Origin of the sequence: Hymenobacter koreensis, from assembly GCF_039541855.1 — a bacterium.
Classification (GTDB): domain Bacteria; phylum Bacteroidota; class Bacteroidia; order Cytophagales; family Hymenobacteraceae; genus Solirubrum; species Solirubrum koreensis.
The window spans coordinates 303972-316966 of sequence record NZ_BAABHA010000015.1 but is presented as its reverse complement, the minus strand read 5'-3'; the positions used below and the strand labels follow the sequence as shown (position 1 = coordinate 316966).

General features: G+C 60.0%; 11 protein-coding genes. 5 read left to right on the top strand and 6 right to left on the bottom strand.

Annotated elements, in window-relative coordinates; all coding sequences use genetic code 11:
- Positions 1–4: 4 nt before the first annotated feature.
- The 5 genes from ABD903_RS20120 to ABD903_RS20100 all read right to left on the bottom strand — a co-directional run bounded on the left by ABD903_RS20120 (position 5) and on the right by ABD903_RS20100 (position 3493).
- Complete coding sequence (locus ABD903_RS20120) at positions 5–322, bottom strand: thioredoxin family protein (protein WP_345227152.1); 318 nt, start codon at positions 320–322, stop codon at positions 5–7.
- A 143-nt stretch (positions 323–465) separates the two neighbouring features.
- Positions 466–1134, bottom strand: a complete 669-nt coding sequence (locus ABD903_RS20115) for a phage tail protein (protein ID WP_345227151.1) — start codon at positions 1132–1134, stop codon at positions 466–468.
- A gap of 2 nt (positions 1135–1136) precedes the next feature.
- Positions 1137–1820, bottom strand: coding sequence for a phage tail protein (locus ABD903_RS20110; protein ID WP_345227149.1), 684 nt, complete (start codon positions 1818–1820; stop codon positions 1137–1139).
- A gap of 10 nt (positions 1821–1830) precedes the next feature.
- Entirely contained in the window at positions 1831–2487 is a 657-nt protein-coding gene (locus ABD903_RS20105) for a phage tail protein (RefSeq protein WP_345227147.1), read from the bottom strand.
- Between the two features lie 43 nt (positions 2488–2530).
- Entirely contained in the window at positions 2531–3493 is a 963-nt protein-coding gene (locus ABD903_RS20100) for a hypothetical protein (RefSeq protein ID WP_345227145.1), read from the bottom strand.
- A 92-nt stretch (positions 3494–3585) separates the two neighbouring features.
- Here ABD903_RS20100 and ABD903_RS20095 point away from each other — a divergent pair, with 92 nt between their 5' ends.
- Positions 3586–4338, top strand: a complete 753-nt coding sequence (locus ABD903_RS20095; RefSeq protein ID WP_345227144.1) for an arylesterase — start codon at positions 3586–3588, stop codon at positions 4336–4338.
- Between the two features lie 177 nt (positions 4339–4515).
- On the opposite strand, the gene glgP is transcribed toward ABD903_RS20095, so the two are convergent.
- Positions 4516–6165: an alpha-glucan family phosphorylase gene (gene glgP, locus ABD903_RS20090; protein WP_345227142.1), complete on the bottom strand. Its 1650-nt coding sequence runs from the start codon at positions 6163–6165 to the stop codon at positions 4516–4518.
- Between the two features lie 425 nt (positions 6166–6590).
- On the opposite strand from glgP, the gene ABD903_RS20085 reads away from it, so the two are divergent.
- The 4 genes from ABD903_RS20085 (at position 6591) to ABD903_RS20070 (ending at position 12951) form a co-directional block, all read left to right on the top strand.
- Positions 6591–8465: a glycoside hydrolase family 13 protein gene (locus ABD903_RS20085; RefSeq protein WP_345227140.1), complete on the top strand. Its 1875-nt coding sequence runs from the start codon at positions 6591–6593 to the stop codon at positions 8463–8465.
- Between the two features lie 139 nt (positions 8466–8604).
- Positions 8605–9312, top strand: a complete 708-nt coding sequence (locus ABD903_RS20080; RefSeq protein WP_345227138.1) for an SDR family oxidoreductase — start codon at positions 8605–8607, stop codon at positions 9310–9312.
- A gap of 95 nt (positions 9313–9407) precedes the next feature.
- Positions 9408–11276, top strand: a complete 1869-nt coding sequence (locus ABD903_RS20075) for an alpha-amylase family glycosyl hydrolase (protein ID WP_345227137.1) — start codon at positions 9408–9410, stop codon at positions 11274–11276.
- Positions 11277–11334: 58 nt separating this feature from the next.
- Positions 11335–12951: an MFS transporter gene (locus tag ABD903_RS20070; protein ID WP_345227136.1), complete on the top strand. Its 1617-nt coding sequence runs from the start codon at positions 11335–11337 to the stop codon at positions 12949–12951.
- Positions 12952–12995: the final 44 nt, after the last annotated feature.

Below are 12995 nucleotides of genomic sequence, written 5' to 3'. Positions count from 1 at the left end.
CGAACTAGCGGATTTTTTCGATGAGCGACACCACGGCTTCTTCCTTGCTGGCCGCCACGGTATCCACTAACTGACCGTTCTGGAACACTGCGAAAAACGGCAGGTTGGTTACGCTGGCGGCTTTGCGGGCTTCGGGGCTGTGCTCGGCGTTTACATCCAGGAAAGCCACGCCTTGGTTGTCTTCCTGATCCGAAAGACGCTTGAACTTGGGGCTGAACAGGCGGCAGTTACCGCACCAGTCGGCGTAGTATTTCACCACCACTTTATCGTGGTCGGCGAGGAGTTGGTTAAAGTCGGCGTCGGAAGCTTTGGTAACGGGCATTGCAAAAATGTAAGTTCAAAAAAAGCTGCTCAGATAAGAATGGTTCTTATCTGAAGTGCAAACGTAACGCGTTTCGGGCAGAAAAAAGTTTGGCCGCCGGAAATCCGGCGGCCAATAGCATACGCAGCAAGGTGGTAACGGGGCTAATTGCGCGGCGGGAAAATCCCCTGCAGAGCAATGTAATAGGCCAATGCCTGATACGGCATAAGGTTGTTGTGCGCCTGTGGACTACCGATAGCGCCTGTGACCATGTTGCCGGTGCTGGTGGCCGCGTACTGCGGCAGGCCGGAGGCGTTGCTGGCCAGAAAGGCATTGGCCGGTGAGCCGGTGGTGCCCAGCGCGGTGCTGTAGGTTAGCTCCAGGGAATGGGTATGAGCCGGGATTTCCGAGGCCACCAGCGTTACTGCGGCTTCCCCACCGCTTTCGCCCAGAAACCGTTCGGTTAGGCCCGGACCCTGACCCGCCCCAATGGGTACGCGGCCGTTCAGGTTGGGTAGGGCGAAGGTGGACCGCCCATCACCGCCGTAGAACGTACCCAGTAGTGCAAATAGGGCAGTATTTTGCGAAATGGGCATCAGTTGCCCGTCGCAGCGGGCGTAGCCCCGGGGCGCAAAGTTGAAGCCCGCCAGAATGATTTCGCCCACGAAGGGGTCGTTGCTGGTGAGGACGCCGGCCGCTGCCGGGGTAGCGCGCCCAAACAGGGCCTGCAGCGGGCCGATCAGGAAGCTACTGGCCACCAGAGCCGACAAGCGCTTGAGCAGGCTCCGGCGGCTCGGCTGGGCTGCAGTGGCTGGTGAGGTTGGAGTCGTCACGGTTAGGTAGGTGAGGGGAAGACGCCCTGCAGGGCAATGACGAAGTTTATGCACTGATAGGGCTGCATGTTGTTGTGCGGCTGCGAGCCCCCCGCGCTGGTGGAAACGTTCACGGTGCTGCCGCCCACGCCGGTGGTGGCCAAGCTGGCATTGGGACTGAAGCCAAACTGCGGAGCCCCGCCGCCACTATTCGCCAGGTAGTGATGAGTTAGGGGCGTACTCGTGCCCGACACCTGCAGGCTACCGAGGTCGGTGCTGCTCCGCATGCCGTGCAGGTGTGGCACCAGCTCGTTTAATGAAACCGTGTGGGCTTCCGCGCCGCCGCGCTGGCCTAAAGTGAAAGTGCTGTTGCTGTAGGATACCGGAATGCGGCCGCGCAAATCGGGGAGGGCGAAGGTGGTTTGCCCGTTACCGCCGAACTGCGTACCCAGCAGCGAAAACAGGGCCTGGTTCTGGTTAATGGGTAAAAACTGCCCATTGCAAAGGGCCCAGCCGCGGGGAGCGAAGTTCCACGAAACCATCATGATTTCGCCGAGGTAAACGGTCGTGTTGTTCGGGGCCAGCGCCTCGGCATCAGCCGCCCGGCTGTTGCCCAGCACCAGCCCGCCGGCCAGCAGCCCACCCAGGCGCTTCAGCCAACCGCGCCTCGACGATGACGAGCCGGAAAATTCAAAAGCGGAGTTCATACGCGGAGGGTTAGCTGGGGGAGGGATAAACGCCGAAAAGCGAAATGATGTAATTGACCACCAGGTAAGGCTGCATATTATTGTGGGGCTGCGAGCCGCCGACAGGAGGCAGCACCTGGGCCGGCTGCCTTACCAGGCTCCCGGTGCCGGTGGTATACTGAGCCGAGCCGTTGCCGCCATCGGCCGGAATGGCGCCTGTGGGCGACGCCGTAACCCCCGGCGAGAAGCTGGCCGGCACGGTGTGCGTATGCGCGGGTATCTGCTGAATGGTAAGCGTTACTTGTTCCACGCCGGCCGTTTCCCCTACTACGCGGGTACTTAGGCCGGCGCCGGCGCCGAAGTGCATGGGCGCCCTTCCGCGCAGGTCGGGCAAGGCAAACGTCTCCTGCCCGTCGCCGCCGTAGGTGGTGCCGATGAGCGTGAACAAGGCTTCGTTTTCGCTGATGGGGAGCACGCTACCGTCGCAGAACGCCCAGCCAAGTGGGGCGAAGTTGCCTGCAAAAATGCCTATTTCGCCTATGTATGGCGGATTAGAACCGCCACCCAGCGGCGAGCGGCGCGTGGAAAAGGCCGGAGCAACAGGTGCGGCGGCCGCTGGTTGCAGCCAGCCCTGCAGTCGGCGCAGCCAGGAGCGGCGCGTGGGAAGGAAAGAAGAGGAGTGTGCCATGAATCCGGCGAAGTCCGAAAAGATAAAAAGCCGCGGGCCGGGCCTACGACTCGCGGCGCCAAGCCCCAACAGTGTAAATAAAGCGCACCGCGTAGCCCGGCAGAATGTTGCCCATGCCGCTGGCCGATACCACCGGCAGGAACTGGTCGTCGTTGTTAACCACCACTAAACGCTGCCCCTCGGTGCCAGCGCCCAGCGTTACGGCGCCGTTTGCGGCGGCGGAGCCATTGGCAGTATACACCACCGTAGTAGCCGTGGGCACGAGCGACGCACTGGCCGTGGGCGTCACGATTTCCACCTTGCTTTCGGTGTTAAGCGTACCCAGCGAAGCCCAGCCCAAGGCAGTACGCTGGTAAAGGCCAGGCGTGCCGTTGGTCTGGTAAATGACCAGGCCTTCGGAGGGGGAAACAATGGCATCGCGCTGGGCCTGCGTCATGCGTGGAAACAGCAGGCCCTTGGTGGTGCTGCTGATTTCCAGAGCCGCGGTGCTGGCGGCCGTGCCGGTGCCCACGCTCAGCGCGCCCGTTACACTGCTGTTGCCCGTTACCGCATGGTTACCGGTCACGGCATTGTTCCCGGTAACCGTGCTGTTGCCGGTAACGGTAACGTTGCCCGCGTCGGTAATGCTGATGCCGCCGGTGCCGTTGTTGGAGAGGGTGTTGCCAGCCAGCCTCAGGGACGTGGTGGCGGTGTGGTTACCCAGGTTGTCGCCGGCAGCGGCTTTATCGGGCAGCCAGAGCCAGTTGGGGGTGGCGGTGGCGCTGGCGTTGTAGTAAAAGCCGGCCTGGGTACCGTCGGTTTGGTATACGAGCAGGCCTTGGGCCGGGCTGCCGATGGCCGTGCGCTGGGCCTGCGTCATGCGCGGCACCAGCATGCCCTTGGCGGTGGAAGCCACATCCAGCATGGCCGAAGCCGCGGGAGTAGTGGTGCCAATGCCAACGCTTTGGCCGTATGCGCCGGCTGCTGTCAGAAACAGGCCGGCAAGGAGAGGGTAGAGTTTTTTCATAGCCACACATCGGAAGGACCAGCAATATAACAATATCCCGATTTAGTTATCAAAGAAATTCCTAAACATCAGCCGGCCTACGGGCTTAGTGCTTGCCCCACGGCAACCACGGGCCCGGCCTACGCCGTACAGGCAGCATGATTTACCGCGTGCTGCTGCCTTTCCTGCTTGCGCTGTTCAGCCTAAGCTGCTCATCCGATGGAAGTGCGGCCCGCACTTCCGAGCCTGCGGCTCTTCCTCCTCCTGTTATGCGCAACATCGTGTTTTTTGGCAACAGCCTCACCGCCGGTTACGGCCTGCCGCCGCAGCAGTCGTTTCCCTCGCTTATTCAGCAAAAAATAGATTCGGCGGGGCTTTCCTGGCAGTGCATTAACGCGGGCGTAAGCGGTGAAACCACGGCCGGCGGCTTGCAGCGCCTGCCTACCGTACTGGCCAAGCGCCGCCCCGATGTGTTTGTGCTGGAACTGGGCGCCAACGACGGCCTGCGCGGCATTCCCGTGCGCGAAACCACCCAAAACCTGCAGCGCATTATGGATGGCGTGCACAAGCAGTACCCACAGGCCGAAATTGTGCTGGTGGGCATGGAGTTTCCCTTCGATCTGAGCGCCTTCGGGGAACACCGCTATGCCCGCTACGCCGACGAGTTCAAGGCCCAGTTTCGTCCGCTGGCCGAGAAAAACCGCGCCGCCTTTGTGCCTTTCCTGCTGCAAGGCGTGCTCGGCCGGCCCGAGCTAAACCTGCCCGACCGCGCCCACCCCAACGCCGCTGGCTACCGCATTGTGGCCGATAACGTGTGGCAGGTGCTGGAACCGGTGCTACGCAACTACAACGTGGCTGGCAACTAGCAGGGCCGTGCTTTTTACTTATGCTCCTCTTACTGTCATCCTGAGCGCAGCGAAGGACCTTATTACGTGTGAACGACCGTCATAACAACGACTCGTTTCAGCGTAATAAGGTCCTTCGCTGCGCTCAGGATGACAGACAATCTAACGCAAGGGCAGCCGTTCAGGCAGCCGCTTGCCTCACCCGTTGTACATCAGCTCGTAGTACTCCTGCGCCATGCGGCCCGAGTCGAACGTGGGTTCTACCTCGCGCATGGCGGTTTGCACCAGCTGCCAGTAGTTGGCGGGCTCGTCGTAGTAGAGCGGAATGAGCTCGTTTTCCAGCACGTCGAGCAGGCCGGCGGCTTCCACGTCGTCTTTGTGGGCTTCGGGCTCGTTGATATTGGCCAACGGAATCAGGAAGCCGTTTTCGCCGTGGCGCACGAACTCCGGAATCCAGCCGTCGGGGATGCTCAGGTTTACAGAGGCGTTCATGGCGGCCGTCATGCCGCTGGTGCCCGAGGCTTCGCGGGGGAAGCGTGGGGTGTTTAGCCACACATCGGAGCCCTTTTTAAGCAGCGCCGAGAGGCCCAGCTCGTAGCCGGTAAGCACGGCGCAGTTTTTCAGGTGGCGCGTGCTCTTGATGAGCTCGTTGAACAGGCCAATGGCGGCGTAGTCCTTAGGGTAAGGCTTACCGGCCCAAATCATTTGCACGGGGCGGCCGCTGCGCTTGAACAGCTCCTCGAAGCGCTGGAAGTGGTGCAAAACGAGGTTGGCGCGCTTGTAGCCGGCAAAGCGACGAGCCCACACGATAGTCAGGGCGTCGGGGTCGAAGAGGTTGCCGGTTTGGTTGGCTACTTCCTTGAACAGTTCCTGCTTGAGCTGGCGCTTGCGGGCCTTCAGGGCGTCTACGTCTTTGGCTTCGAGGGCCGCGTGCAGCTGCTTGTCGCGCCAGTAGGTGCCGTTTTGGGCATTGGTGATGTGCACAATGGGGCAAATACCGGCGTTGTTCTTCCACATGTCGTTGGCCACGCGTCCGTGCACGGCCGATACGCCGTTGGCTTTGCGCGACATGCGCAGCGCGGCCAGGGTGTAGTTCAGTCGCTCGTTTTCCACGAGGCCCAGGTGGCGTACTTCGTCGAGCCCGAGGCCGGCGAAGAAGGTCATGTCGTCGAGCAGCTTCACGCCGTGCTCTTCGTTGCCGGCCAGCTCGGGGGTGTGCGTGGTAAACACGAGGCGCTCCTGCACCGCTGGCAGCGACTTGCCGTGCTTGTTGTAGAGGTAAAACGCCAGCGGCAGGCCGTGGCCTTCGTTGAGGTGGTACACCTCGGGGGTGCGGTTCAGCTCATCAAGCAGCTTGCCGCCGCCCACGCCCAGCAGAATGCTCTGGGCCACGCGGGCCGCCAGGTCGGCGTCGTAGAGGTGGTGCGAGATGGTGCGCGAGAGGTAGTCGTTTTCCGGAATGTCGGTAGTCAGGAAAAACATGGGCGCGGTGCCAAAAACCTCCGGGGCGAGGTAGTAGGCGCGCACTTTAACCGGGGCGCTGTGGATGCTGATGTCGAACACGAAGCCGGTGTCCTGCAGGAAGCTGTAGTGCTTCTGCACGTAGTCCACGCGCAGGGTTTCGTCTTGCTGCCGGGCCTGGTCGTAGTAGCCGTAGGTCCACAGAATACCAATGCCGATGAGGTTTTGCTTGAGCTCGTAGGCCGAGCGCATGTGCGAACCCGCCAGAAAGCCCAACCCACCCGAGTAGGTTTTCAGGGCTTGGTCGATGGCGAATTCCATGGAAAAGTAAGCGGCGCTGCGGCTGTACTCGGCCGCCGGCTGGTACGCGTCAAAGGTGAATGGCATGGAGACTGGTGGAATTGAGCAGGAAGAGTCAAAAAATTGAAAAGGCACACGCCCGGCATTCTGCCCGTACGGGCAAAGCACCCGGCGCGGATTTGGGCCGGTAAGCTACGAAAGCCCGCGGAGCCGTGCAGCAAGCGAGTGGCCGAAAACCGAAACCAGACGCCCTGCACTGGTGCCATCGGCATCTGTAACTACTTGCCGAAATGTGCGTTGACCCCGCAGTGCGCACGGGCTCCTTTCGAAAAGCGGCTGTAACCGGGGCGCAAAAATCATAAAAAAATAACGCAAATAATAAGGCTGTATATCTTGCAGGGCCATCTGCCCTGCGGCAGAGCCGGCCGGCGTTTTGACGCCACCGCCGAAAGCTTCTATTTTACCATCCCCGGCCGTTGTTCGGGGCTGTTTGTCGCTTACTGTTTACCGCCATGTTTCGTCCGTTTCCCCTGCTGCTGGTGTTGCTGTTGTTGCTCGCCACAATCGTTCCCGGTCGGGCCGCCGCGCCGGCCGGCATCACCCGCATCGACCCCACGTTTTGGTGGGTGGGCATGAAAAACCCCAAGCTGCAGCTGCTCGTGTACGGGCCCGGCATTGGCGGCAGCACCGCCAGCGTAAAGTACCCCGGCGTGACCCTCGACGGCACCCAGAAGCTGGAAAACCCGAACTACCTGGTGCTCAACCTCACCATTGGGGCCGATGCCAAACCCGGCAAGCTGCCGCTGGAGTTTGCCGGCGCTAAAAAGGTGAAGTACCAGTACGAGTTGCGCGCCCGCACCACGCCCGGCGACAAATCAAAGGTGCAGGGCGTAAACTCGTCGGACTTCATTTACCTGATCATGCCCGACCGGTTTGCCAACGGCGACCCAAAAAACGACATCGTGAAGGGCACATTTGAGCCGCGCATCAGCCGCGACTCCATGTTTGCGCGCCACGGCGGCGACCTGAAGGGCATCGAAAACCACTTCGACTACCTCAAGGAGCTGGGCGTAACCACGCTCTGGCTGAACCCTGTGGTGGAAAACAACCAGCCCAAAGCCAGCTACCACGGTTACGCCGCCACCGACTGGTACAAAATTGACCCGCGCTTTGGTACCAACGAGGACTACGTGCGCTTTGTGCAGCGCGCCCACCAGCAGGGTCTGAAAGTGGTACACGACGTGGTGCTCAACCACATGGGCTCGAAAAACTACCTGCAGCTCGACCCGCCTGCCAAGGACTGGGTGCACCAGTGGGAGAAGTTCACACGCTCCAACTTCCGCGACGCGGCTTTCAACGACCCCTACGGCTCCCAGGCCGATAAAAAGCAGTTTGAGCAGGGCTGGTTCGACGGGCACATGCCCGACCTGAACCAGAGCAACCCGCTGGTGGCCAACTACCTCATTCAGAATTTTATCTGGTGGATCGAATACACCGGCCTCGACGATTACCGCATCGATACTTACGCGTACTCCGAACCTAAATTTCTGCAGGACTGGACCAAGGCGATGCTCACGGAGTACCCGCAGCTGAATATGTTCGGTGAAACCTGGGTGCAGGGCATTGCGCAGCAGGCGTACTTCACGGTGAACAACTACCAAGGCCCGCAAGTGGGCTTTCAGGCAAATCTGCCTGGCGTAACCGATTTCCAGCTGCAATACGCCATTCAGGAAGCCTTAACCAAGGATGCCGGCTGGACCGAGGGCATTAACCGCCTCTATTACACCATGCAGGCCGATTACCTCTACCAGAACCCGCTGAAGAACGTGGTGTTCCTGGATAACCACGACATCAGCCGTTTCTACTCGGTGGTGAACGAAGACCTGAACAAGTACCGCATGGCGCTGGCCTGGCTGCTCACCACGCGCGGCACGCCGCAGCTGTACTACGGCGCCGAAATCCTGATGAAGGGCTACGCCAGCCCCGACGGCCTGGTGCGCTCTGATTTCCCCGGCGGCTGGCCCACCGACAAGGTCAACAAGTTTACCCGCGCCGGCCGCACCGAACCCGAAAACGCCACCTTCAACTACATCAGCAAGCTGGCCAACTACCGCAAGGCCCACCCCGTGCTGCACACCGGCAAGTACATGCACTTCATTCCCGATAACGGCGTGTACACCTACTTTCGCTACGACGACGCGGGCAACACCGTGATGGTGATAATGAACGGCAGCAAAGAAGCCCGCACCGTGGATACCTCGCGCTTTGCCGAGCGCATGCAGGGCTTCACCTCGGCTACGGAAGTAGCTACGGGCGCCGCCGTTTCAGATCTGAAATCGATGCAGCTACCGGCCTACACGGCGTGGGTGCTGGAGCTGAAGCGGTAGGTTTTAGAGCGGGGCTACTGGCGCCGAGCTGGGACTACCCACTATCTTAAAGCGGATAACGCTCAGAATCGGCATCTTGCCCACTCAGTTCCTGCGAAGTGAAAAGCAGATTCCGCTACCGGCCAAACGCACTAGCCCCATGAACGACCTAACCGATAAAGTTGCCATTGTAACCGGAGCCAGCCGCGGCATTGGCCGGGCCATTGCCACGCTGCTGGCCATTCAGGGCGCCAAAGTGGTGTGCGTGGCCCGTTCCGAAGACGAGCTGCTGGAAGTAGCCCAGAAAGCCAACGGGCTGGCCGTTATTGCCAACGTGTCGGACGAAGGCGACGCCCAGTCGGTGGTGGCTGAGACGCTAAGCCAGTACGGCCGCCTGGATATTGTGGTGTGCAACGCCGGGGTGGGCTCGTTTAACCTGCTCGAAAATTTCAGCGCCGAAGAGTGGGACCGGATGTTTGACACCAACGTGAAGGGCACTTTTCTGCTCTGCAAAGCTGCCTTGCCTTACCTCAAGCAGCAGGGTTACGGCCACATTGTGGGCATTGCCTCCGACGTGAGCAAGCGCACCTTCGTGCACGGCACGGCCTACGGCGCCAGTAAATACGCCCAGCATGCCGTGCTCGACGCCCTGCGCAAAGAAGTGCGCGGCCACGGTATTAAGGTGAGTGTGGTATACCCCGGTTTGGTCGACACGCACTTCAACGAAGCCAAGCCCGGCACGGTGGAAAAGGAAAAAACCCACCTCCAGCCCATTGATGTAGCCCAGGCCGTGCGCTACGTGCTCGAAGCCCCACCCCACGTGGTAGTCGACGAGTTAATGATCCACCCCCTCAGCCAGGAATGGTGAGTTACAGGGCCATTTATTAATCCAAAGCGCAAGAAGCGGCTCTTCACAACCGCAACCTGGCTACGGTAACCAATAAATGCCCACTTTACATGATTATGCAACGCAAAATCCTGCTGCCAGCCGCCGCGTTAACGCTTGGGCTGGCGTCGTTTACCCTTCTTCACCGTTCATCGGTTACTGCCCCCGTGGAACCCGCTGCCGATTCTTCCCCGGCCTCGTTAGCCGACCCCAATACCACCGACGAGGTGCCCCAGGACCGCAAGCTGGTGATTTACCAGATGATGGTGCGCTTGTTCGGCAACCAGAAAACCCTGAACAAGCCCCACGGCTCGGCGGCCGAAAACGGCGTGGGCAAGTTCAACGACATTAACACCAAGGCCTTGCAGGAGCTCAAGAAACTGGGCGCCACCCACGTGTGGTACACCGGTATTCTGGAGCATGCCACCATGGCCGATTACACCAAAATCGGAATTCCGCTCGACGATGCCGACGTGGTGAAAGGCCGCGCCGGCTCACCCTACGCCGTGAAGGACTACTACGACGTGGACCCCGACCTGGCCGTGGACCCCAAGAAACGCATGGCCGAGTTCGATGCCTTGGTGAAGCGCACCCACGACAACGGCTTGAAGTTGCTCATCGACTTCATCCCCAACCACGTGGCCCGTTCGTACAAGTCGGACGCCAAGCCCGCGGGCGTGGTGGATTTGGGCGAGAAGGACGACAAAACCAAAGCCTTTGCCCCAAATAACAACTTCTACTACCTGCCCGGTAAAAGCTTTGTGGTGCCGAAGGGCAATGACCCGTTAGGGACGGCGCTAAAAGGCCCCAAGGAAGACCAGAAGTACCAGGAAACGCCCGCCAAAGCCACCGGCAACGACGTGTTTTCGGAAGCACCCAAGCTGGACGACTGGTTCGAGACAACCAAGCTCAACTACGGCGTCGATTACCAGAACGGCCGCAAAACATACTTCTCGCCGGTGCCCGATACCTGGCTGAAGATGCGCGACATTCTCGTGTTCTGGGCCAAGAAAGATGTAGACGGTTTCCGCTGCGACGTGGCCGAAATGGTGCCGGTGGAGTTCTGGGCCTGGGTTATTCCGGAAGTCAAGAAAGTGAAGCCCGACGTGATTTTCCTCGGCGAAGCCTACGACCCCAAGCAGTACAAACGCTACCTCACCGAGGGCAAATTCGATTTTCTCTACGACAAAGTAGGCCTCTACGACGGCCTGCGCCGCCTGATGCGCAACGAAGGCAGCACCGAGGACATCACCAAAGTGTGGAGCCAGGAAAGCCGCGGCTTTTCCTCGCAAATGCTGCGCTTTTTGGAAAACCACGACGAGCAGCGCATTGCCTCAAAGGACTTCGCCGGCAACACCGCCCCCGCCATTCCGGCCATGACGGTTTCGGCCACCCTGGGCACGGGCCCCATTATGGTGTATTTCGGGCAGGAAGTGGGCGAGCCGGGCCGCGGGGCCGAAGGCTTTGGCGGCGAAGACGGCCGCACCACCATTTTTGATTATTGGGGCGTGCCCGAACACCAAAAGTGGGTGAACGGCGGCAAGTTCGACGGCGGCAAGCTCAGCCAGCAACAGCAGCAGCTGCGCGACTTTTACGTGCGCCTGCTCAACCTGAGCACCAGCAACGAGGCCATTCGCAAAGGCAAGTTTTACGAGCTGCAGGACGCTAACAACCTCAGCAAAGAGTATGACCAGCGCAAGCTTTACAGCTACCTGCGCTTTACCGATAAGCAGCGGCTGCTGGTGGTGGTGAACTTCAGCCCCACTCAAACCTACGTGCCCACTCTGCAAATTCCGGAAGCTGCCTGGAAGCTCATGGGCCTCGACCCAAAACGCCAGCAGTTCAACTACACCGACCTGCTGAACAACCGACCCGCCACCAACGGCACCCGCATAACCCTGGCCCCGCTCTCGGCCGTGGTGCTCGACATTACCCCGAAGCCCTAACCTTGGGCCAGTAACCCGCTTTCTTCACAACCACACCCACTGCCTCTTTTTCCCCTGTATGGCAACTGTTTCTGCCTCGCCGGCAAGCACAAGCACTCAACAGAAGCCGCGCCTGAGCTTCTGGCAAATCTGGAACATGAGCTTCGGCTTTTTGGGCATTCAGTTCGGTTTCGAGCTGCAGAACTCCAACGTGAGCCGCATTTTCGAAACCCTGGGGGCCAACAAAGACGACATTCCGATTCTGTGGATTGCGGCGCCGGTAACCGGCCTGCTGGTGCAGCCCATCATCGGCTACCTCTCCGACCGTACCTGGAGTCCGCGCTGGGGCCGGCGGCGGCCGTTTTTCCTGATTGGGGCCATTCTGGCTTCCTTGGCGCTGATTGTGATGCCGAATTCTTCGGCCTTGTGGATGGCGGGCGGCATGCTCTGGATTATGGACGCCTCCATTAACATTTCCATGGAGCCGTTCCGCGCGTTCGTGGGCGACAAACTGCCCTCGGAGCAGCGCACCTCGGGCTTTGCCATGCAGAGCTTTTTTATTGGCGTGGGCTCCGTTATTGCAGCCTTGCTGCCCTGGGTGTTTACCAACTGGCTGGGCATGAGCAATACTGCGCCGGCTGGCGAAATTCCGCCCTCGGTAAAATGGGCGTTTTACGTGGGTGCGGGCGCCTTCTTGTTGTCGGTGCTGTACACCGTGTTTACCAGCACCGAAACGCCGCCCGAAGACATGGAAGCCTTTCGGGCCGAAAACGCCAAAGTGGGCATGTGGGATGGGTTCCGCGAGTCCTTCACCGGCATTCTGCACATGCCGCCGGCCATGCGTCAGCTGGCGGTGGTGCAGTTCTTTACCTGGTTTGCGCTGTTCGCCATGTGGATTTACGCCACCAATGCCGTAACCAGCAACATTTACAACATGCGCGTAGATGCGCCGCTGTACGAAAAGGTAAAAAGCCAGATTCTTGGGCCTGTAACTACCGAAGCAGCCCCCAAAGAACTGGACGGCCTGAAGCGCGACGTGCAAGAAATCGAAAAATTCCAGCAGGGCAGCAGCGACAAAATCATTACCCTGAACATGGCCAATTATGCCCTGAGCAAAGGCCAGCTGACCCCGGAAGAAACCGCCACCGCCAAGCGCGTGCAGCAGCAGTACAACGACGGCGCCGACTGGTTGAGCCTCTGCTCTTCGGTACGTAACGGCGTGGCAGCCGTTTTTGCCTTCATCATCCCGCTGATTGCGGCCCGCACCAGCCGCCGCAAAACCCACATGCTGTGCTTGCTCATCGGCGGTTTGGGTTTAGTGTCGCTCAAGTTTATCGAGAATCCGCAGTTTATCATCGTGTCCATGGCTATGGTGGGCATAGCCTGGGCTTCCATACTGTCGATGCCTTATGCTATTCTGGCTGGCTCTTTGCCCGCTAACCGCATGGGTTACTACATGGGCGTGTTCAATTTCTTCATCGTCATTCCGCAGATTGTGGCGGCTACTATTCTGGGTTTCTTCACCGTTAACCTGTTCCAGGGCAACACCCTGAACACGCTGGTGCTGGGCGGTGCCAGCATGGTACTTGCCGGCCTGCTCACCCTGCGCGTGCGCGACGACGACGATACCCACGTGGCCGCGGTTATGGAAAACCCGGGCTTCGATACGCCGGTGCTCACCAACCCGAAAGCGTAGTTTGGCTTACGCCCAAAAACGCCGCGCCCCGGTTCTGTAGTGGA

Excerpts from the sequence above, each read along its gene's own strand:
- ABD903_RS20120 (WP_345227152.1), bottom strand. The coding sequence starts at position 322 with ATGCCCGTTACCAAAGCTTCCGACGCCGACTTTAACCAACTCCTCGCC.
- ABD903_RS20110 (WP_345227149.1), bottom strand. The coding sequence starts at position 1,820 with ATGAACTCCGCTTTTGAATTTTCCGGCTCGTCATCGTCGAGGCGCGGT.
- ABD903_RS20105 (WP_345227147.1), bottom strand. The coding sequence starts at position 2,487 with ATGGCACACTCCTCTTCTTTCCTTCCCACGCGCCGCTCCTGGCTGCGC.
- ABD903_RS20100 (WP_345227145.1), bottom strand. The coding sequence starts at position 3,493 with ATGAAAAAACTCTACCCTCTCCTTGCCGGCCTGTTTCTGACAGCAGCC.
- glgP (WP_345227142.1), bottom strand. The coding sequence starts at position 6,165 with ATGCCATTCACCTTTGACGCGTACCAGCCGGCGGCCGAGTACAGCCGC.
- ABD903_RS20085 (WP_345227140.1), top strand. The coding sequence starts at position 6,591 with ATGTTTCGTCCGTTTCCCCTGCTGCTGGTGTTGCTGTTGTTGCTCGCC.
- ABD903_RS20080 (WP_345227138.1), top strand. The coding sequence starts at position 8,605 with ATGAACGACCTAACCGATAAAGTTGCCATTGTAACCGGAGCCAGCCGC.
- ABD903_RS20075 (WP_345227137.1), top strand. The coding sequence starts at position 9,408 with ATGCAACGCAAAATCCTGCTGCCAGCCGCCGCGTTAACGCTTGGGCTG.
- ABD903_RS20070 (WP_345227136.1), top strand. The coding sequence starts at position 11,335 with ATGGCAACTGTTTCTGCCTCGCCGGCAAGCACAAGCACTCAACAGAAG.